The following is a 21,257-nucleotide window of genomic DNA, read 5'->3' as shown; positions in this document are numbered from 1 at the left end:
GGCCGCTGGTCAAAATCTTGTTACTTAATGCCCAACGGCTCACGCCTAGGGGGACATAGGATGCTTGCTGCCACGCCATTCAGAGCGTTTCTATTCTCGGGAACCGCTTTCATCACGCTCGCCTGTGCTCTGCCGGCGTCAGCGCAGGTCACGGATCCCGAATCGACGACCCAGCCCGACAGCACACCATCCGGCGCAGAACTCCCCGATCAGGGAGCGACGGTCAGAAGTACGAGTGCCGATCAGGCCAGTGGCGAGAACATCCTCGTCACGGGTTCGCGAATCCGCCGGGATCCCAACGACAGCGCCCTGCCGCTTCAGATCATCACGACGCAGGAGATCGAGCGGAACGGCATTTCCAATCCCGAGCAGCTTATCGCCTATCTGACGACCAACGGCACCGGGGCCGACAATCTGGCGAGCAACGCCGACGTAGTTTCCGGCCAACAGCGGGGTAATAACGGCGCTTCCTTCGCCAACCTGCGCGGCCAGGGCTCCGGCGCGACCCTGGTTCTGCTGAACGGCCGACGAGTGGCCGCGCACGGGCTGCAAGGCTCTGCCGTCGACGTCAACCAGATCCCCTTTTCGGCCATCGAGCGGGTCGAGGTGCTGAAAGAAGGCGCGTCCGCCATCTACGGCACCGATGCGATCGGCGGCGTGATCAACTTCATCCTTCGCAACGATTATCAGGGCTTCGGAGTCCAGGGCTTCACCGATGTCGCGGAAGAGGGCGACCATACGGTTTATCGAGTTTCCGGGATCGCCGGCTATGGCGATCTGAGTTCGGACGGCTTCAACGTGATGGCCGCGATCAGCTATAGCGACGTCCCCGAACTGCGTGGCGATCAGCGCGATTTCGTGAACACCTTCCAGCCCGAGCGCGGGCTGTCGCCCGACACGCGCGGCACGCCGCACGCCACGATCTTTCCGCTTGCGGGGACCTTCTTCGCAAATGCAGGCGAAACTCCCCTTATCCCCGGAACTACGACCCGAGCAGGGGGCGGAATCAACATTCTCGACCTGCCTGGCGGCGAGGGCTGCGGTTCGATCCCGGGGCAGGGGCCTTATGACAATCAGCTTTGGGCGACTCCCAATGCCGCTCTGGCCTGTGCCTGGGACACCGGACGCGCGGCCGTGCTTCAGCAGCCGCTGGAAACGCTTACCTGGCTCGCACGCGGCGTCGTCCGGCTGGGCGAACATGAAATCAGCCTCGAGGCAACGGGATCCGACGCGGCGGCAGCGAAGCGATTCTCGAACGTCCAGATCACGCCCAACACCACGACCCAGCGCTACGAGCATCCCGTAGGAGCGCCGGGGTGGGACATCGTGTACCAGCGGCTGATCGCCGCCTTTCCCGAACTGGCTGCCAGGGATCCGGACGGCTTCGCCTATCGCTGGCGTTGCATCGAATGTGGCCGCCGCGAAATCACGACCGAGACGGAAACCGCACGTTATGCCTTTGGCATCGATGGTCCGTTGTTCGGAAGCTGGGATTATCGGAGTGGCGTCTCCTATGCCGTCAGCGAGTCCCAATCGCAGCTTGGCTCCGGCTATTATTATCGGGGCACGACGGCGACTGGCGCTGATGACCCGAATGCTCCACTCGCGCCCGGTGCGACGCGGCGCGGCCTGATCGGCCTGCTCAACAGCGGCATCATCAACCCGTTCCTGCTGCCGGGTCAGTCGCAGACCCCGCAAGCCCTTGCCGCTCTCGATGCCGTGTCCGCCGAAGGCGTGATCCTCTACGGCGGCCGCTATTCCGTGCTTCAGGGCGACGCCTCGTTTTCCGGGCCCTTGTTCGATCTGCCGGGCGGAACGGTCCGCGCTGCTGCCGGAGTGGACTATCGCCGCGAGAGATACCGGTTCAACGGCGATGCGCGGGAAGCGGCGAACCGTCCGGTGATCATTGCCGCGCCGTTCGACGACCAGAATGCCCTCCAGGGTGCCGAGCGCGAGATCAAGGCGGCCTATGCCGAAATCCTGATCCCACTATTCCGCAATTTCGAGCTGACGCTGGCCGGGCGGATCGACGACTATGGCGATTTCGGAACGACCGAAAATCCGATGGTCAATTTCAAGTACCGGCCCATTCCGGAGCTGATGTTCCGAGGCAATTACAACACGGCCTTTCGGGTGCCGGCCTTCAACCAGCTGTTCAACGGCCGGATCGAGTCGCTCTACACCGGCAACGACCTGGCGGACCCGGCGACCTGCCCCAGCGCGCGTCCTGATCCGGCCGTCCCGGGCTGCGAAAATCTCGTACGGTCGATCGACATCATCAACGGCGGCAATCCCAATCTCGGACCGGAAACAGCGGAGATGTGGAGCCTCGGAGTGGTCGTCGAGCCCTCGCGCAACTTCAGTCTGTCGGTCGACTATTTCAACATCAGGCGCGACGATACCATCCAGGTGCTGACGCTCCGTCAGCTCGTCGACAATTACGAGCTCTTCGAGGAGCGATTCATTCGCGACCCGGCCACCGGTGCCTTGCTCGAAATCGATCAAAGGTGGATCAACACGGGCGGTTCCACGACGGAAGGAATCGAAATTGTCGCTCGCGGTGGCGTCGATGCTTGGGGTGGGCGGCTGCTCGCCGGGATCGATGGTACCTACCTTCTGAAGAAGACGGAGCAGATCCTGGAGGGAGCTGCGATCGAGAACCGGCTGGGCGTTTTCTCGTTCAGCGGCGATCTCGGGCTTCGCTGGAAACACAATGCGTTCATCAGCTACACCAACGACGACTGGAACGTCACCTTCACCCAGATCTTTCGCAACGGATATCAGAACCAGCAGCTTCCCGGAATCGCGAACGGATCGGTTACTCGTCCCGACGTGGTGGAGCGGGTTGACGACTATATCATCTACAATCTCTTCGTCGGCTTCACCGGCATCGAGGGAATGCGCTTCGGCGTCGGCGTAAGGAATCTCTTCGATACCGATCCGCCCTTCGCGATCAGCTACGACAGCTTCACCGGTGGCGGCAGCTCCTGGGAGCCTCGGGTAGCCGATCCGCGGGGGCGGTCCTTCACTTTCCAGGCTGAATTCAAATTCTGACCGCCTGCCCTGACGCCGCGGCCGGGTAAGCCGCGGCATCTTTCTGAAGGTTTTGCGAAGCTTCCGCGGCGCCGGCGCTCGACTGCGCAACAGCGCTCGACCGGTGCTCCAGGGGGCGAGCTGGCCGAGTGCCCGCGAGGTTATGGGTCCGCCAACAGAAAATATGGGGAGCCATGACAATCTTGTTACTTAATGCCGAAAAGCTGTCGCCACAGGGGGGATGATCGAATGTTTACTTCCAAGTCACTCAAGAGAATGCTTTTTTCCGGGACGGCGGTTGCAGGGCTCCTGTGTACTCTGCCCGCCGCCGCCTTGGCGCAGACGCGATCGGACGAGCAAACCTCGAGCGACTCGTCCGCGGCTCAGCCGCGGTCGGCTGAAAGTGGCGACAGCAATGACAACATCGTCGTGACAGGCACGCGAATCATCCGGGACGGCTACCAGGCCCCTACTCCGCTCACGGTGCTGACCGAGGCTGAAATCGAAAGCGGCTCACCGACGAACAATATCGCCGATTTCGTCAACACCCTGCCGTCGCTTGCTGGCTCGACACGTCCTTCCAACTCGCGCCTCAACATTTCGAGCGGGCAGGCCGGCATAAACTCGCTCAACCTGCGCAACCTGGACGCCGGCGCGAGCGGCACTCGTACGCTGGTGCTGGTCAATGGCCGGCGCTCGGTGGGATCGGCGATCACCGGGGTCGTCGACATCAACACCATTCCGCAAGGGCTGATCTCGCGCGTCGAGGTGGTGACTGGCGGCGCCTCGGCTGCCTATGGCTCGGACGCCGTGGCGGGCGTCGTCAACTTCATTCTCAACAACCGATATGAGGGGCTGAAGATCGAGGGTGATACCGGAGTCACCCAATATGGCGACGGGTTCAACTATTCGGTCAATGTAACGGGTGGTCTGGCGTTCGCCGGCGGGCGCGGTCACATCCTGCTGAGCGGCGAAATCGCCCATCGCGACGGCATCTTCGAGGTCGACCGGGACTGGAATCAGATCGGGTTCCTGCGGTTCGAGAACCCGGCCTATCTCGCGAACCCGAATTCAGGCGCCCCGCAATACATCTTCGTGCGTGGCGCGGGTCCGACCAATTCCACTCCTGGCAGCATCATCACCAACTCTACCGGAGGTGCCGCCAATCGGCTTCGCGGCATCTATTTCGGTGGCGGCGGGTCGATCAACCAGTTCGTCTGGGGAGATTTGACCTTCCCGTCTCCCACCGGCAGCGCCGTGCCGCTGCGCACCCGAGGCGGCGACTGGCGGGTCAACGATTCGGGGCGCAGGATCGGCCTGGATCCGGAGGATGACCGTCAGGGCGTGTTCGGCCGCATCAGCTTCGAGGTTAGCGACGGCGTCGAATTGTTCGCGGAGGCCGCGTACAACCGGCAGGAAATAGCCTTCAACGCTGGGCCCAACCTGCAGACTGGCATCCGGCTTGATGCGACCGGGTGCACCCAGACGCCGGTGCCGATTACCTGCAATGCGTTCCTGCTGAACACGCTTGGCGCAGAGCGGCTACAGGGCATCACCAGCGTGACCGTTGCGACTACGTCGGCCGACCTGCCGTTCCGAGGAATCGACAACAGGCGCGAAGTGCAGCGTTACCTGATCGGTGCGGAGGGCGAGTTCGAAGCGTTCGCAAGGACCGCACGCTGGGACATTTACGGGCAATATGGCCGAGCCGAGGTGCGTGAGCAGCTCCGCGACATCCAGAACATCGCTCGCATCAACGCCGCGCGAGATGCAGCCTTTGCGCCGGCGGGCAGCGGCTATCCCGTCGGATCGATTCAGTGCCTGATCAATGTCGATGCCGATCCGAGCAACAACGATCCAGCCTGCGTGCCGTTGAACCGTCTCGGTCTCGGCGTCGCCGATCCGGCGGCGATCGATTACGTGCTGGGCGATCCTTATCGCGACCAGGTGCTCGAACAGACTGTAATCGGCTTCAACGTCTCGGCGACGCCGTTCGCGACCTGGGCCGGTGATGTCAGCATCGCGGTCGGGGCCGAATATCGCAAGGAAGAGATTAGCGGCTTCGTTCCCGAAGAGTTCCAGCCGCTGCCGATCCGCGATGCGCAGGGCAGAGTCACGGGTGCCAGAAATCGCTGGTCGGTGGGCAATTACCTGCCCAGCTTCGGATCCTACGACGTCAAGGAAGCCTATTTCGAAACGTTGATCCCGCTCGGTTTTGGCCTGGAGTTCAACGGCGCGGTGCGTGCGACCGATTATTCGACGGCAGGCTACGTCACGACATGGAAGGCGGGCGCAACCTGGCAGCCAATCGACGACTTCCGCCTGCGGGTGACCCGTTCACGCGACATCCGCGCCCCGAACCTCAACGATCTGTTCCAGGCGGGCACGGCGAACAGCGATTCGGTAAGCAATCCCGGCTTCGTGACTGGCACCAGTCCGCCCTTCGTCCCCGTCGGCGAGCAGCCGCAGGCTGGCTACAGCTATTCCGGTTTCGCGACAGGCAATCCGAACCTGGAGCCGGAAAAGTCCGATCAGTGGAATATTGGCGGGGTGTTCTCGCCGACCTTTCTTCCGGGCTTCAACCTCGCGGTCGATTATTTCGATATCCAGATCAATAGCGGGATCAGCAGCTTCTCCGCTCAGCAGATCGTCAATCTCTGCTTCCTGGGGCAAGCAGCGTTCTGCGATGCGATCAGTGTCGATCCCTCGCGCACCCAGAACCCGGGTCAGCCCTATTTGATCATCCGGACTCAACCCTTCAACGCGGCGACCCAGGAGGTCCGAGGCGTCGATTTCGAGGCGTCTTATCGGACGGCGCTCGACCGACTGATCGCCGGCGCAGACGGCGCTTTCACCGTCCGTGGCCTCGCGACCCGCTATCTGGAGAACCGCTTCAACAGCGGCGTCCCCGGTACGGTGGTGCTCAACACCGTGGGCGTCAATGGCGGACAGTTCAGCACGCCAAAATGGATCTACCGAGTCAGCGCAACCTACGACGCGGATGCTTTCAGCATCACTGCGGTCGGGCGCGGCGTCAGCGCCGGCAAATATGTTGCGAACGGAATCGAGTGCCAGACGAATTGCCCAGTTTCGACCGTGAATGCGCCAACCTATGAGCGCAATCGGGTGTCGGGTACGTTCTACGTCGATCTCAACGTAACGTCGCGGTTCGACGCGCTCGGCCGGGGCGACGGCGAATTCTTTGTCAATGTGACCAACCTGTTCAACGCCAATCCGCTCCTGCTGCCGGAAACTGGTCTGGCGGCGAACAGCACCTATAGCGACCTTCTCGGAAGGTCGTTCAGGGTCGGCATGCGCTTGCGGGTGCGCTGACCACGCGATCGAGCCAAAGCCGCGGCCCAGCGCCGCGGCTTTGACTTTCGCGCCGTCGCCGATTGCCTTAGCGGCGGCGCGTAAGGAGCGCCAATGAACCCTTTTCCACTTGTTGATGGAGTCGTGCACTGCGAGGACGTGCCGCTGCCGCTGATCGCGCGCGAGGTGGGCACGCCTGTCTATGTCTACTCGAGCAGCGCGATGCGCAGCCAGGCGCGGGCGCTACGGGAGGCGCTTTCTGCCCTTGGCGAGCCTTTGATTGCTTATGCGGTGAAGGCCAATCCCAATGCAGCGGTTCTGGCGACGCTTGCCGACGAGGGACTCGGCGCGGACGTGGTTTCCGGCGGCGAATATAGCCGCGCAAAGGCGGCCGGGATCCCGTCCGACAAGATCGTCTTTTCAGGCGTCGGCAAGACGGCCGAAGAAATGCGCCTCGCGCTCGACGGCGGCCTTGCGCAATTCAACCTGGAATCGCTCCCCGAAGCCGAAATGCTGTCGCAGGTGGCGATGTCGCTCGGGCGGAAGGCGCCGGTCGCCTTTCGGGTCAATCCCGATGTCGATGCGGGTTCGCATGCCAAGATCTCGACCGGCGCGGCGCACAACAAATTCGGTATCCCGATCGACGAGGCCCTGGCAGCCTGTGGTAGGCTCAGAGACTTGCCGGGCCTTGAGCTGAAGGGCCTTGCCGTCCATATCGGCAGCCAGTTGACTCGCCTCGAGCCGCTGGAGGCGGCGTTCGACAAGGTGGGCGCGATGATCGCCCAGCTTCGGTCGCAGGGACACAGGATCGAAACGGCTGACCTGGGCGGTGGGCTGGGGGTGCAATATGATCCATCCGCTCCGCCGCCGCCGACGATCGAGGATTATGGCGCGATGGTGGCGCGGGCTACGCGAGGGTGGAACGTTCGGCTTATCTTCGAGCCTGGACGGCTGATCGTCGGAAATGCCGGGATCCTCCTGACTGAAGTGATTCGGGTGAAATCCGGCCCCAGATGTCCTTTCGTCATCGTCGACGCCGCGATGAACGACCTGCTCCGGCCAAGCCTCTACGATGCCTGGCACGGGATCGATGCGGTGGCGCCGACCGGCGAACGGATGCAAGCCGACGTGGTCGGACCGGTCTGCGAAAGCGGCGACATGTTCGCCGTCGCCCGAACGCTGGACAAGGTCGGAGCCGGCGATCTCATGATCATCCGAACCGCCGGAGCCTATGGGGCGACGATGGCCAACACGTACAATTCCAGGGCGCTCGCGCCGGAGGTGCTGGTCGAGGGCAGCCGCTGGGCGATTGTCAGGGAGAGGAGGGGCTTGGAAGCCTTTCTTGCGGATGAGAAGGTCCCCGAGTGGCTCGGCCGCGGGGGTGAAAGCCGCTAGTCGTCCATCCTGGAGGCGAGCCATTCCTCGATGGCGCGATAGGCGGAGTGGCCACGCGGCGGCTCGGCGGGATTGTTGGCGGCGAAATAGGCAATTCCCACCTTCCGCTCGGGGTCAATCCAAAGGCCCGATCGGAGATTGTACGCGTCTCCCGCATGGCCGGCCATTCGGCGCCCACTTCCGAACAGGTCGTCCTCGCAGCCGGGAGTGGTGACGGGCAGCGACTGAGCCCCCAGGCCATAGGCGCAGTAGAAGCCCTCGCTCGTGTCGCCGTTGACCCCGTCGAACGTCCAGATCGGTTCCAGAACCGTCCGGATGCTTTCCCCGCTGAGGAACGGCCGACCCCGATGGCGGCCGCGGTTGAGCAGTAGCTGACCGATTACGGCCAGGTCGCTCATCGAAGCGCGCAGCCCCCCCTGCGGAGAAAAGAGCGCACCGTTGCTTCCGAGCTCGTATCGGTCCAGCTCGCAGGTCTCGGTTTCTCGGAACACGGGACAATCGGGGCGCCTTCCGCCGAGGCCGTCGACGGCGACGGTGCCGTCCGGGCGGTAGAGGGTGACCGCTCGACTTGCCTTTTCGTCGCTGCACATCGTCCAGTTGAAGCAGGCGTCGAGGTCAAGCGGTGCCAGGACCAGGGAGTGGATCAGCCGGTCGAACCGCTCCCCGGTCGCTTTTTCGAGTATCGAGGCGATGACCGGGAAGTTCAGGTTGGCGTAGCGGAAATAATCGCCCGGCCGGTGGTCCGGGTCGAAGACGTTGGGCTCGGCAATTGCCGAACGCAGCGTCCTCCCGAGCGGGATGACGTAGGCGTCGCCATCGTCTCGAAGGCTCGAACGATGGGAAAGCAGCATCCGCAACGTGATCGGCACTTCGGGGTAGGCCGGGTTCCGAAGCTGCCAGCCAAGCCAAACGGAAACGTCGGAATCGAGATCGATCCGGCCCTTCTCGACCAGCCGCATCACCCCTAGCGCGACGATCAGCTTGGATATGGAGGCAACCCGCACCGGGTCCTCAATGGTGGCGGCACGACCCGTCCGTCGGTCCGCCAAGCCCGCAGCTTCGCTCTCGTTCAGCTGTGTGGAATCGAATGTGACCCAGGCATGAGTGACATTCGGTGGCGGTGGAGCATGATCCGACGGGGTCAGCTGACAGGCCGAAAGGGAAAGGAAGGCGACCGCCGGTACAATGCGCATATGTGGATCATAGCCATTGTCGCAAGCAGCGAGAACAACCTACTGCCAAACCGAAATGTCGTCTTCGCAATGACTGGCAATCCCGAGGCAAACGAGCGTGCCGTCAGAGCGAGATCGGCCTTGGCCGAGTCAATTGAAGCGGTGGCGCCAGGGGATTGATACCGGTGTCATCGTGTGCCACAAACGCCTGCAAGCCGGCGTCAAGACCGGATCATCGAGAGGGACGGGTGCGCGGATGAAAGGCGCGGAAATCGACTCCGCAACCAGGACGACGGGTGGAATGACTGGCTGGACCAGGCGGAGCGTCCTGGCCGGCGGCCTGGCGCTTTCGATCGCCGGGTGCGGCAATGGCCGGCGCTCGACCTTGTTCGGAACGGACACTCACCCGGCCGACTATCCTACTGTTCGCGCTTTCCGATATTTTGGGGACCTTGTCGAGCAGCGCACCGGTGGGCGGCTTCGACTGAAGCTCTTTCCCGGAGGCCAGCTGGGCGCCGAGCGCGACACGCTCGAAATCACCAGCTTTGGAGGCCTGGATTTCAACCGGGTCAATCTGGCGCCTCTGAACTCGATCGAGCCGCTGACGATCATCCCGTCACTTCCTTTTCTGTTCGAAACGGAAGAGCATATGCGGCGCTCGCTCGACGGAGAACCGGGGCAGCGGGTGCTGTCTTCGCTCGAGAGGCATGGACTGATCGGCCTGTGTTTCTACGATTCGGGAGGCCGATCCTTCTACAATGTGCGCCGGCCGATCCGGCGGCCCGAAGACATGCGCGGACTGAAGATCCGGGTCCAGAACTCCGACCTCTACGTCGCGATGATCCGATCGCTGGGAGCCGACGCGACTCCGATGGACCTTGGCGAAGTTTATCAGGGGCTGGTGCAGGGCGTGGTGGACGGCGCAGAAAACAACTGGCCCTCCTATCAGACGGGTCGGCACTTCGAAGTCGCTCCCTTTTACAGCCTGACCAATCACGTGATGGCGCCCGAAGTCCTGCTCATGTCGAAGACGCGCTGGGACGAACTCAGCGAGGCAGACCAGGCGATCGTTCGGCAAAGCGCACGCGACTCCGTTCCTTACATGCGTGGCTTGTGGGACGCCCGGGTCGCCGAAGCGCGCCGCGCGCTACTCGCTGCCGGGGTTCAGGCGAACGAAGTGGATCGACAGTCTTTTCGCGTTCGGATGCAGCCGGTCTGGGAATCGTTCGTCACTTCGCCGCAGCAGAGCGAACTCGTTCGGAGCATCCTGGCCATGGGAAGCGGCGATGCTTGAACGGCTGAAACGGATCAACTCCGCCGCGAGCGATCTCTTGCTGCGGGCCGGAGCCGCCGGGCTGGTGCTGATGACAGCCATAGTCGGTTGGCAGGTCTTCGGCCGATACGTGCTGAATTCCAGCCCTGCTTGGGCAGAGCAGTCAGCGCTGGTGCTGATGATCTGGTACGTCTTCTTCGCCGCGGCCGCAGGCGTCCGCGAGGGTTTCCACATCCGGATCCTCGCCGCGGAATCGCTGCTGTCGATCCGCGGTCGTCGAGCGATGCGTTTCGTGGCCCATTTGATCGTCGGTCTTTGCGGCCTCGCCATTGCTGTCTGGGGCGGAGAATTGGTGGTCCGCACCTGGAGCCACGTCATCCCGACGCTCGGTTTGCCGAGAGGAGTCGCCTACCTGCCTCTGCCCCTCTCGGGAGTCCTCATTGTCCTTTTTGTCGTCGAGCTGCTCCTCGAGGACGCCGCGGGCGAAGAAAGCGCCGACAAGGAGACCAGCCGGTGGAGTTAGCCGTCCTTCTCGTCACTCTGCTGGTGCTTCTTGCGCTTGGCGTACCGGTGGCTTTCGCGCTGCTGGGAGCTTCGCTGGCGACGTTCGCGGTGCTCGATCTCCCGCTCGTGGTCGTGTTTCAGCGGATGGCTGCAGGAATCAGCGTCTTCAACTTGATGGCCATTCCCTTCTTCATCTTCGCCGGTGACCTCATGTATCGAGCCGGAATCGCCACGCGGCTGGTCCAGGTGGCCGAAGCGATGTTCGGACGCGCCCGGGGCGGCCTCGGACAGGTGAATGTCGGAGCTTCGATGCTGTTCGGCGCCGTATCGGGGTCCGCGATCGCCAGTGCCTCAGCCATGGGGTCGACGCTTATCCCGCTGATGAAGGAAAAGGGGTACGACACGGACTATTGCGTGAACGTCACGGCGACGGCGGCGATCGTTGGATTGCTTATCCCTCCATCGCACAACATGATCATCTACGCGGCGGCGTCGGGCACCGGCGTTTCGATCGGCGACCTTTTTCTCGCCGGAATCGTTCCCGGGATCCTGACCGGTCTGCTGCTGATGTTTGTGGCCTGGATTGTCGCCGTGAAGCGCGGCTACTCGAAGGGCACCTTCCCAGGCTGGCGGCCGTTCCTCCGCGCCGCCGTCTATGCCGTGCCCGGATTGCTGACCGCGGTCATCATCATGGGCGGGATCCTCAGCGGAATATTCACGCCGACCGAGTCTTCTGCCATTGCCGTGATCTACACGATCGCTGTCGGAATTTTCGTCTATCGAAGCCTCGGTTGGCCGGAATTTGCCGCGGCAGCGATCCAGTCCGTCAAGACCGCGGCCATGGTCCTGCTGATCATCGCCTCCGCCACCGCCTTCGGCTTTGCTCTGGCCATCCTGGAAGTGCCGGCCGAGCTCGCCGGTCTGATCGGCTTCCTCACCGACAATCCGATCTTCATTCTCCTGATCGTCAACATCATTCTCTTGTTGCTCGGCACCTTCATGGACATGGCGCCGCTGATCGTCATCACCACTCCGATTTTCCTGCCGATCCTGGCGCCCCTCGGTATCGATCCCGTCCATTTTGGGATCATCATGATGCTCAATCTCGGGATCGGGCTGGTGACTCCCCCGGTCGGTTCGGTGCTGTTCGTCGGCTCCGCCATTGGCGGGATCGCGGTCGAGCGGACCGTTCGAACGATCTGGCCCTTCTATGGAGCGCTTCTCGCCGCCTTGTTGCTGGTCAGCTACGTGCCCGAGCTTTCGCTCGCTCTGCCTCGCTACTTTGGATGAACCGATGAAGCCGAATTTCGCCTTTGCCCTGCTTCTCACCCTCATCGCCTGCAGTGGCGAGCCGGACTCGCCTGCGAACAAGGTCGAAACGTCGGGGAAACTCGACGTCCCGCTGGACCAAGTGCCGCAGGAAGTGCTCACGGCCGCGCAGACGACTCGGCCCGGCTTCGTGCCGGAGGAAGCCGAGGCGGAAACCCGCGAAGGCCGCCGCTATTTCGACATCAGCGGGAGACTCGCGGACGGATCTGAGATCGAGTTCGACATCATGGAGGAAGGCGGACGTTGGAGGGTTGTCGAGACCCAGCGCGACATTGCTTTTTCGGCGGTGCCTGCGCCGGTTCGCCAGGCTGCGCAAGGAAGCGACCCGTCGATCGCGCCGACTCGCGTGATCGAGAGCGTCCAGCAGGACGGTCTGGTCATCTACGAACTCTACTCGCCCGCCAACGGGGAGCCGCAGGGACGCAAGCTCGAGGTCAAGTGGAATGGCCGAGAAGCGGAGATACTGACTCGGGAATGGGCGCACTAGCGCCCGTCGTCACTCCGGAGCAGCGGCGCGTAGCGCGCAGCTGACCCGGTACGAGTCGTCGAACCTGGCTTCGACGGTCTGGCCGGCTGCGGCATCGTGCACGCCGGTCACGGCACCCGACGATATCCATTGCCCGGGCTTCAGCTCGATGCCGCGCCGCGCCATCAACTCGAACAGGAATCTGGCAGCGCCTATGGCTCCATCGGGAAAGGCCGAGGCTCGACCGGTGCCGACTTCGACGCCGTCGATGGTCGTGGTGACAAGCCAGTTTTCGAACCCGCTCTCGCGCCAATCCGCAATCTCTCGACCGACGAGAATGCCATTATTGTTGCCGAAATCCGAGACGACGGCGATCGGCCCCAGCTGATTGATTGGAGCGAGGGGCGAGCTGGCAATCTCGATCCCGACATGGACCGTATCGATGAGATCGGCGGCTTCTTCGAGCGAGAATTCCATCTTTCCCGGCGGAGGATTCCTGCCGATGCGCAGCAGGAACTCGGCCTCGCCGGCAGCGAAGCCTGCAGCGAACACCGGCATGTCGGGACCGCGACCGGATCCGTCGGCAATCTCCTGAAGAAAGATGGGCCCGGCGAGTCGGTCGGTCTCGAAGCGCTGACTATAAGGCGGATTGATCCGGCCAACCTTCCAGCCGACCACCGGCTTGCCCCAGGCGACTATGGCTCGATCCTGGATGGCATAAGCCTCCTCGAGCGCAGTGGGCATCTCGCCCGGATAATCGGACAATCCCGCTGCCTGTCTCCTCGCGGACAGAAAGCGCTGGGCGATGGCCGCCGTTTCCTGGGTACGCAGATTCACGAACATCCCCTCGCGATCGCTGTTTTCGGAAGGCTAGTGGAAACCGGTGTCATAAGCAATGGCCGAGGCGGGCTGGCGGTTGTCACCTTATGCTGATCCGAGCCGTGCCGCCTGCTGTGCGCGAGCCGTTACCGAGCTCAGGTCGGCGCTACTGCCTGGTGGAGCGATCCAGCTGCCGCCGACGCAGCGGACCGATTCCAGCGCCAGCCATTGGCCGGCGTCCTCGGCGGAGATGCCGCCGGTCGGGCAGAAACGCACTTCGCCGAAAACCGCACTGAGCGCTTTCAGCGCCGGGATTCCTCCCGAAGCGCTGGCCGGGAAGAATTTCAGGCGCGAGAAGCCGAGATCGAGCGCCTGCATGATTTCGGCGGCGCCGCTGACGCCAGGCAGAAAGGGCGTGGCCGCGGAGCGAGCGGCTCGGCCGAGCCGTTCGGTCAATCCGGGGCTGACGACGAACTGGGCGCCGGCGGCCAACGCATCGTCAAGCTGTTGGGGATTGAGGACGGTCCCGGCGCCGACGATCGCCCCATCGACCTTCTTCATTTCGCGAATGACTTCGAGCGCGACGGGCGTTCGAAGAGTGACCTCGAGAATCGGAAGGCCGCCCGCGACGAGCGCTTGGGCGATCGGAACCGCGTCCTCGATCCGGTCGATCACCAGCACGGGGATCACCGGTGCGGCACTCATGATGTCGTCAATGTCGGGCATGGTTGGGCTCCGGAAGCTGGGCCATGGCAGAGAAGAGGGCGTTTCGGAAAGCGTCGTCGCCGGCAAGGTCCGGCGGAAATATCGCTTCCAAGGCTAACAGTCGAACGGCCAGTTCGTGCAGGTCACGGGCTCCGCCGGCAACCTGCGCGAGCCGGTCCGCCAGGGGATCGACGATCGCGGCACCTGCCAGCGCCTGGCGCTGCACGAAGCGCATCCACGCGGCGAGGGGTAGGACCAGGCGGTCAATCCGTTGGCCGGCGGCTCGGGCGTCGCGGATCGTGTCGAGCAGTCGGTAGGGCAGCTTCTGTGACCCGTCCCAGGCAATCTGAGAGAGCTTGTGGCCGATCGCCGGGTTGCGGAATCGCGCGAAGATTTCGGCCGCATAGGAACCGAGATTCATGCTGGCCCGGCCACGGAGCGTCGGAATGACGTCTTCGATCACCATCGACTTCACGATTTCGGCGAGCCTCTGATCCGCCATGGCGTCCGCCACGGTCTGGTGCCCGGCCAGAAGGCCCAGATAAGCGAGGCTGCTATGGGCGCCGTTCAGGATTCGAAGCTTGGCCAGTTCGAATCCGGCGACGTCGCTCGTCAGTACCGCTCCAACCGATCGGAGATCGGGTCCGTCCACCGGCAGAACGTCCTCGATGATCCAGGCGGTATAGGCCTCCCGAGCGACCGGAGCGACGTCCTCGAGGCCTATTTCGCCACTGACCCTGGAGCGGAGGGCGTCGCCGGTGGCCGGTGTGATCGAATCCACCATCGTGTCCGGAAACCGTACTTCCTCGGCGATCCAGCGAGCCAGTTCCCGATCCATTCGTTCGGTAAAGCTGAGTACGGCCCCACGCAACTTCTTGCCGTTGGCGACCATGTTGTCGCAGCAGAGCGGTACGAACGGCGCCGATCCCGATGTCCGGCGAAGGCGCAGGCCGAGCGCGAGCCAACCGACGAGGCTGACCGGATCGTCCGGGTGGGCCAGATCGCGGACGATGTCGGGATGACTTAGATCGAGCCCGCCATCCGGGGCGAGGCAATAGCCTTTCTCGGTGACGGTGGAGGAGACGATTCTTACGGCCGGGTCCGCAAGGAGCGAGCGAACCTCGCAAGTACCACCCGGACCGACGAACCTGCGGTGGGCACCCAAGATTCGCAGGCCTGGACGCTCGTCGAGGATCGCCAGCGTGTAGAGACCGTCCTGCCGCCGAAGAGCCTCGACGGTAGTGCCGGAACGCAGCGAGACGGCAGCGATCCCCCAACGTGGATCGTCTTCGAGCAGACGATCGACATAGTCCGACTGGTGCGCACGGTGGAATGCGCCCGGTCCGAAATGAACGATTCCCGTTCCGATTGCCTGCCGATCATATTTCGGACGTGCGACATGCTCCGGAACCGCCTCGACCGTCGCCTGCGTCAGCCTTTTCACAGAGTGACGCCGCGCTTCCAGATAGCGATTTCGCGCTCGCCATTGCGTTCGGCCGCGGTGGCTTCGCCCGACGCGATCGCGGCGATCGTCCGGATCAAATTCTCCGTCGCCGCCTCGAAACCTCGGGTCAGCACTTCGCCTGCGTCGAAATCGATCCAGTTGCGCTTCTTCGTCGCCAGAGCGCTGTTGGAGGCAATCTTCAGAGTCGGCACCGGAAAACCGAGCGGTGTTCCTCGGCCGGTAGTGAAAAGAATCACATTCGCACCGGCAGCGGCAAGTGCCGTGGAGGAAATGGCGTCATTGCCCGGAGCTTCCAGGACTGTGAGACCCCTGCGACCGATCCGCTCGCCATATCGGATCACGTCCGCGACAGGGGCCTGGCCCGCTTTCTGAACGGCCCCGAGCGACTTCTCCTCCAATGTCGTGATTCCGCCCTCGATATTTCCGGGCGAGGGATTCTCCGAAACCGGCTGGCCGTTGCCGAGGAAGTATCTCTTGAAGTCATTGACCACTCCGACCAGCCCATCGAACACGTGCCGGTCCCGGGCACGGGCCATCAGCAGCCGCTCGGCGCCGAACACTTCCGGTATTTCGGTCAGGATGGCGCTTCCGCCGGATCCGACGACCCGGTCGGTGATCCGGCCGATCAGAGGATTGGCCGTCAGTCCGGAGAAGCCGTCGGAGCCGCCGCACTTGAGCCCAATCACCAGCGAATCGAGACCGACCTCGGTTCGGCTGGCGAGCGACGCCGTCGCCACCAGTGCATCGACATGGGCCAGCCCGGCCTCGACTTCATCCTCGACGCCCTGAGCTCCCAAGGTTCGAACTCGCCCGCGGAGCGGCTCCGGGATCTGTTCCATCAGTCGATTGAGCTGGTTCGATTCGCAGCCCAGTCCCACAAGGAGAACGCCGCCCGCATTGGGATGACAGGCCAAGGCGGCGAGAATCGAGCGGGTTCCTGCAAGATCGTCCCCGAGTTGCGAGCAGCCGTGAGGATGAGCGAAGGCGTGGACTCCGTCGACGAACTTCGAGTGGCGCGCATGAGCAATGGCGGCGATCTTTTCCGCCGTTCGAGCGACGCAGCCGACGGTCGGAAGGACCCAGATCTCGTTGCGGGTTCCAACCCGTCCGTCGGCCCGGCGATAGCCTGAAAACCTTGTCTGCGTGTCCAGGGGCAGAGGCGCGCCACGGCTCACCTGATAGGCATAGCCCTCGACTCCGATCAGTAGTGTTTCGAGGTTGTGCGTGTGGATGTGCGCGCCGGCCCTCGTCGCTGCCCGCAAACGTCCGATCGGCCATCCGAACTTGTGGACGACGGCGCCTTCCTCCAAATCCCTGATCGCGACCTTGTGGCCCTGCGGAATGGATTCGACCGTCGTTGCCAGTGGCGAAACCTCGCCTTGTTCCACGGGTCGGATCGCCACCGCCACATCGTCCGATGGGTGGAGTCGGAGCAGTGCGGAAAGTTCGATCGCCTGCGCCAAGGTTGCTGCTTGAGACATATGGTAACCGGTGTCAAAATAGATGCAGTTCGGCAGGCAGGCAAGGGCGGAACGGTGCTTTCACTGGCGGGTGGAAGCGAAGCGGGCTAATCCCGCTAAACAAGGGGAGAGGAATTGGCGGACCGGGAGCAAGCAGCGGCGACGCGCACGTCCAAGCCGACAATCAACGATGTCGCGAGATTGGCGGGTGTATCCAAGAAGACGGTGAGCCGAGTAATCAACCGCTCGCCTCTTCTGAACGACGATACGCGCCGGCGAGTCGAGCAGGTAATCCGCCAACTGGGTTACGTTCCCAATCCGCAGGCCCGCGCCCTGGCCCTTCGCCGCAACTTTCTTATCGGGCTCATTCACGATAATCCGAACGCACAGATGGTGCTGAACGTCCAGCAGGGCATCCTTGAAGCGCTGCACGGTACAGAATTCGAAATGGTCGTCCGCCCGGTCGATCGCAACTCCTCCATGCTGCTCGACGATGTTCGCGACTTTCTCGAGCGGCAGCGCCTTTTCGGCGTGGTGCTCCTTCCACCCGTCTCGGAGAACGATTCACTGGCGGCACTCTGCGAGGAGTTGGGCTGCCGCTACGTGCGGATGGGATCGGTCCAGCTCGACGATGCCGACCATATGGTGGCGTCAAATGACCGCGAGGCAGTGCGCGAGGCGACGGCCTTCCTCGTCCAGCAGGGGCATAGCCTGATTGGCCTTATCGAGGGGCCCGACGGCTTCCGCTCCGCGCGGGAGCGGCGCCTCGGCTTCGAGGATGCGCTTCAGGCGGCCGGTATCACTTTGCCGCGAAGCCTGATCGCTGCCGGCAACTACACTTTCGAAACCGGAGTGACGGCGGCGAATCGCCTTCTCGACCTTTCCCCGAGGCCGACCGCCATTTTTGCGAGCAATGACGAGATGGCCGCCGGAGTCGTCTACGCGGCGAGGGAGAGGGGAATCTCGGTTCCTGACGAACTCTCCGTCATTGGCTTCGACGATACGCCGATCGCTGCCCATATCTGGCCGCCACTGACCACCGTCCGCTGGCCGATCGTCTCCATGGCGCGCTCGGCCGCTCGAAAGCTGGTCGGCGATGTCGTCGAGGGCAGGACGGCGGGGGAGCAGCCTTCGATGCTTCCATCGCTGCTGGTGAAACGCGGTTCGGTCGGTCCACCTCCGTCCTGAAGGCAGCCGGGGCCTTGTCCATGCGTCTGACACCGGTTACCATGAGGAGAAGGCGGCGCAGACTCGCCGAGCAACAAGTTCAGGAAGACGATGCCGAGGCCGCTTCAGCTCCATCCCGACCGGCTGTTTCCCGCCGAGCCCTCGATCCGGGCGGTCGCTCGCGAGCTCTATGCGCGAGTGAGGGACCTGCCGATCATCAGTCCCCATGGCCATACCGACCCGGCCTGGTTCGCCTCCAATGCACCCTGGACCAACCCCACCGAGTTGCTGCTTGCGCCCGACCACTATCTTTACCGGATGCTCTACAGCCAGGGGGTGTCGCTGGAGCGGCTCGGAGTGAGCAGCCGTTCCGGTCGGTCGGCCGCCGATCCGAAGGAGGCGTGGCGGCTATTCGCCGCTCATTATCACCTCTTCCGGGGAACTCCGTCACGGATCTGGCTCGACCATGTCTTTTCCGAGGTGTTCGGCATCGATCTCGTTCTCGAACCCGCGACCGCCGATTTCTACTTCGACCGGATCACCGAAGCCCTGGCGACCGCTAGTTTCCGCCCACGCGCCTTGTTCGAGCGGTTCAGGATCGAACTTCTTGCCACCACCGAAGGGCCGCACGAGGATCTCGGCCATCACGCCGCCATCCGTCAGTCGGGATGGCGGGGCCGGGTGGTGACCACCTATCGGCCCGATGCGGTCGTCGATCCGGAGCATGAGGACTTCCGTGAAGCGCTCGTCCGTTTCGGGGAGCTCACCGGCGAGGATGTCGAAAGCTGGAGCGGTTATCTTGCGGCCCATCGCAAGCGCCGCGCCCAGTTCCGCTCCGCCGGAGCGACGGCCACGGACCATGGCCATCCGACGGCGGCCACGGCGGACCTCGGCGCTGGGGAGAAGGAGGCTCTTTTCTCCCGAATTGTCGGCGGCCGCTGGAGCCCGGAGGATGCGGAGCTGTTCCGCGCCCAGATGCTGACCGAGATGGCGGCGATGAGCCTGGAAGATGGAATGGTCATGCAGATCCATCCGGGTTCATTCCGCAATCACAATCGCTGGCTGCACGGTTCCTATGGTCGCGACAAGGGCGCCGACATCCCGACCCGAACCGATTATGTTCGGGCGCTCAAGCCGCTTCTCGACCGCTTCGGCAACGAAGCTCGGCTGACCATCATTCTCTTCACGCTCGACGAAAGCGCCTATGCGCGCGAGCTGGCGCCGCTGGCCGGTCACTATCCCTGCCTGAAGCTCGGTCCGGCCTGGTGGTTCCACGATTCGCCGGAAGGCATGCGGCGGTTCCGGGAAATGACGACGGAAACGGCCGGCTTCTACAACACGGTGGGTTTCAACGACGACACGCGCGCCTTTCTGTCGATCCCGGCTCGTCATGATGTTGCCCGTCGTTCGGACTGCGCCTTTCTCGCCCGTCTCGTCGCCGAACATCGGCTCGACGTGGACGAGGCCCATGAGCTCGCTCACGAACTGACCTACGGCCTCGTGAAACGAGCTTACCGGCTCGATGAACCGCAACTGCAAGCGGCTTGAACCCAACGGAGAAGATGATGTTCGAACGCACATATTACGCCACTCACCCGGACATGATGGAGTGCGTCTCCAACGAGGAGCTTCGCGACCGCTACCTGATCCAGGGCCTGTTCCGGGACGGCGAGTGCGTGCTCAACTACACCCATGCCGACCGCTTCGTGATCGGCGGCGTGGTCGTTGGCGGCAACTCGGTCCGATTGCCCGACCAGACCGAGCCGCCGTCCGCCGCCGGCAAGCCGTTTCTCGAGCGCCGCGAATTGGCGGTCGTGAACGTCGGCGAGGCGACCGGCACCGTCACGGTGGACGGGGAAGCCTTCGAGCTTGGCCGAATGGACTGCCTTTACGTGACGATGGGGGCCAGGGAAGTTCAGTTCTCCGGCCAGGGCGCCCGCTTCTATCTGGCTTCCTGTCCTGCCCATAAGGCGTTTCAGACCCGTAAGCTGTCCATTGCCGAAGCCAATGCGCTCGAGCGTGGCAGCCTCGAGGAATCGAACGAGCGAACCATCTACCAGCTCGTCATCCCCGGCGTGTGCGACAGCGCGCAGCTGGTGATGGGGCTGACGGTGCTCAAGCCGGGCTCGGTCTGGAACACGATGCCTCCGCACATCCATGAGCGGCGGAGCGAGATCTATTTCTATTTCGGGCTCGACGGCGAGACTGACAGAGTGTTCCATTTCATGGGGCAGGGCGATCAGCTTCGCCAGATCACCATCGCCAACGAAGAAGCGGTTATCAGTCCGGTCTGGTCCGTTCACATGGGGGCGGGCACCAAGTCCTACGCCTTCATCTGGGCCATGGCCGGCGAGAATCAGGACTATACCGACATGAACGTCCTCGACATCTGCCAGCTGCAGTGACTTCGATGTTCGATCTTTCGGGAAAGGTGGCGGTCGTCACCGGCGCGAATACCGGCATCGGCCAGGGTATCGCGGTAGCGCTCGCCGAAGCCGGCGCGGATCTGGCCCTCGCTGGCCGGACTCCCGCCGAGGAGACGGCCCAGAAGGTTCAGGCACTCGGACGAAAGGCCGTGGTCATCGGCGCGGACCTTTCAACCATCGCGCCGGTGAACAAAATCGTCGACAAAGCCCTCGCTGAGCTCGGCGGGCTCGACATATTGGTCAACAATGCGGGCATCATCCGCCGCGCCGACGCCGTGGATTTCACCGAAGAGGATTGGGACGCGGTAATCGACACCAACCTGAAGTCCGTGTTTTTCCTCTGTCAGGCGGCGGCCCGCCACATGATCGGCCGGGGCAGGGGCAAGATCATCAACATCGCTTCGATGCTCAGCTTTCAGGGTGGAATTCGGGTCCCCAGCTACACTGCGTCCAAGTCCGGCGTCGCCGGCCTGACCCGGCTGCTCGCCAATGAATGGGCGGCCAAGGGACTCAACGTGAATGCGATTGCTCCAGGCTATATCGCCACGAACAACACCGCCGCTCTGCAGTCGGACGAAACCCGGAATCGCCAGATCCTGGAACGCATTCCCGCCGGCCGCTGGGGCGATCCGTCCGACCTTGGTGGAGCCGCCGTCTTCCTTGCTTCAACGGCCTCCGACTATGTCAACGGCCACGTCCTGGCCGTCGACGGCGGCTGGCTCGCGCGCTAG

The 21,257-nt window shown here is 63.3% G+C and carries 16 protein-coding genes; 11 read left to right on the top strand and 5 right to left on the bottom strand.

The window, feature by feature from the left end; translation table 11 throughout:
- Positions 1-60 precede the first annotated feature (60 nt).
- The 3 genes from ACRYLT_RS16585 (at position 61) to lysA (ending at position 7,740) form a co-directional block, all read left to right on the top strand.
- Positions 61-3,054, top strand: a complete 2,994-nt coding sequence (locus ACRYLT_RS16585) for a TonB-dependent receptor domain-containing protein (RefSeq protein WP_482665186.1) — start codon at positions 61-63, stop codon at positions 3,052-3,054.
- A gap of 228 nt (positions 3,055-3,282) precedes the next feature.
- Entirely contained in the window at positions 3,283-6,366 is a 3,084-nt protein-coding gene (locus ACRYLT_RS16580; RefSeq protein WP_482665185.1) for a TonB-dependent receptor plug domain-containing protein, read from the top strand.
- A 93-nt stretch (positions 6,367-6,459) separates the two neighbouring features.
- Positions 6,460-7,740, top strand: coding sequence for a diaminopimelate decarboxylase (lysA, locus tag ACRYLT_RS16575; protein WP_482665184.1), 1,281 nt, complete (start codon positions 6,460-6,462; stop codon positions 7,738-7,740).
- On the opposite strand, the gene ACRYLT_RS16570 is transcribed toward lysA, so the two are convergent.
- The gene (locus tag ACRYLT_RS16570; RefSeq protein WP_482665183.1) at positions 7,737-8,933 is read right to left on the bottom strand and encodes a serine hydrolase domain-containing protein; all 1,197 of its coding nucleotides are present in this window, start codon (positions 8,931-8,933) and stop codon (positions 7,737-7,739) included. The two genes, lysA and ACRYLT_RS16570, sit on opposite strands and share 4 nt — an antisense overlap.
- Before the next feature lie 280 nt (positions 8,934-9,213).
- On the opposite strand from ACRYLT_RS16570, the gene ACRYLT_RS16565 reads away from it, so the two are divergent.
- The 4 genes from ACRYLT_RS16565 to ACRYLT_RS16550 are packed head-to-tail and all read left to right on the top strand — an operon-like array spanning position 9,214 to position 12,505.
- Positions 9,214-10,206 carry a TRAP transporter substrate-binding protein gene (locus ACRYLT_RS16565; protein WP_482665182.1) on the top strand — a complete coding sequence of 331 codons (993 nt, stop codon included), beginning with the start codon at positions 9,214-9,216 and terminating at the stop codon, positions 10,204-10,206.
- On the top strand, positions 10,199-10,708 hold the full coding sequence (locus ACRYLT_RS16560) for a TRAP transporter small permease (RefSeq protein WP_482665181.1): 510 nt from the start codon (positions 10,199-10,201) through the stop codon (positions 10,706-10,708). The genes ACRYLT_RS16565 and ACRYLT_RS16560 overlap by 8 nt, the downstream gene beginning before the upstream one ends.
- A complete protein-coding gene (locus ACRYLT_RS16555) occupies positions 10,699-11,979 on the top strand; it encodes a TRAP transporter large permease (protein ID WP_482665180.1) in 1,281 nt (426 codons plus the stop codon). Before ACRYLT_RS16560 ends, ACRYLT_RS16555 begins: the two co-directional genes overlap by 10 nt.
- A gap of 4 nt (positions 11,980-11,983) precedes the next feature.
- On the top strand, positions 11,984-12,505 hold the full coding sequence (locus ACRYLT_RS16550; RefSeq protein ID WP_482665179.1) for a PepSY-like domain-containing protein: 522 nt from the start codon (positions 11,984-11,986) through the stop codon (positions 12,503-12,505).
- A gap of 9 nt (positions 12,506-12,514) precedes the next feature.
- Here the strand turns inward: ACRYLT_RS16550 and ACRYLT_RS16545 are convergent, their stop codons facing one another.
- The 4 genes from ACRYLT_RS16545 to ACRYLT_RS16530 form a co-directional block, all read right to left on the bottom strand.
- A complete protein-coding gene (locus ACRYLT_RS16545) occupies positions 12,515-13,321 on the bottom strand; it encodes a 2-keto-4-pentenoate hydratase (protein ID WP_482665178.1) in 807 nt (268 codons plus the stop codon).
- Positions 13,322-13,408: 87 nt separating this feature from the next.
- Positions 13,409-14,029, bottom strand: coding sequence for a bifunctional 4-hydroxy-2-oxoglutarate aldolase/2-dehydro-3-deoxy-phosphogluconate aldolase (eda, locus tag ACRYLT_RS16540; protein ID WP_482665177.1), 621 nt, complete (start codon positions 14,027-14,029; stop codon positions 13,409-13,411).
- Entirely contained in the window at positions 14,016-15,452 is a 1,437-nt protein-coding gene (locus tag ACRYLT_RS16535; protein ID WP_482665176.1) for a mannitol dehydrogenase family protein, read from the bottom strand. The genes eda and ACRYLT_RS16535 overlap by 14 nt, the downstream gene beginning before the upstream one ends.
- Positions 15,449-16,954 (bottom strand): UxaA family hydrolase, encoded by a 1,506-nt coding sequence (locus ACRYLT_RS16530; RefSeq protein ID WP_482665175.1) that lies wholly within the window; start codon positions 16,952-16,954, stop codon positions 15,449-15,451. Before ACRYLT_RS16530 ends, ACRYLT_RS16535 begins: the two co-directional genes overlap by 4 nt.
- Positions 16,955-17,068: 114 nt before the next feature.
- Here ACRYLT_RS16530 and ACRYLT_RS16525 point away from each other — a divergent pair, with 114 nt between their 5' ends.
- From ACRYLT_RS16525 to kduD, 4 genes are all read left to right on the top strand, one after another.
- Positions 17,069-18,121, top strand: coding sequence for a LacI family DNA-binding transcriptional regulator (locus ACRYLT_RS16525; protein ID WP_482665174.1), 1,053 nt, complete (start codon positions 17,069-17,071; stop codon positions 18,119-18,121).
- 90 nt (positions 18,122-18,211) lie between these two features.
- Entirely contained in the window at positions 18,212-19,648 is a 1,437-nt protein-coding gene (uxaC, locus tag ACRYLT_RS16520) for a glucuronate isomerase (RefSeq protein WP_482665173.1), read from the top strand.
- A gap of 17 nt (positions 19,649-19,665) precedes the next feature.
- A complete protein-coding gene (kduI, locus tag ACRYLT_RS16515) occupies positions 19,666-20,505 on the top strand; it encodes a 5-dehydro-4-deoxy-D-glucuronate isomerase (RefSeq protein ID WP_482665172.1) in 840 nt (279 codons plus the stop codon).
- On the top strand, positions 20,502-21,257 hold the full coding sequence (gene kduD / locus ACRYLT_RS16510) for a 2-dehydro-3-deoxy-D-gluconate 5-dehydrogenase KduD (protein ID WP_482665171.1): 756 nt from the start codon (positions 20,502-20,504) through the stop codon (positions 21,255-21,257). Before kduI ends, kduD begins: the two co-directional genes overlap by 4 nt.

The organism is Sphingosinicella sp. SM1-17 (genome assembly GCF_056821765.1).
This window is presented reverse-complemented; position numbering and strand designations above follow the sequence as displayed.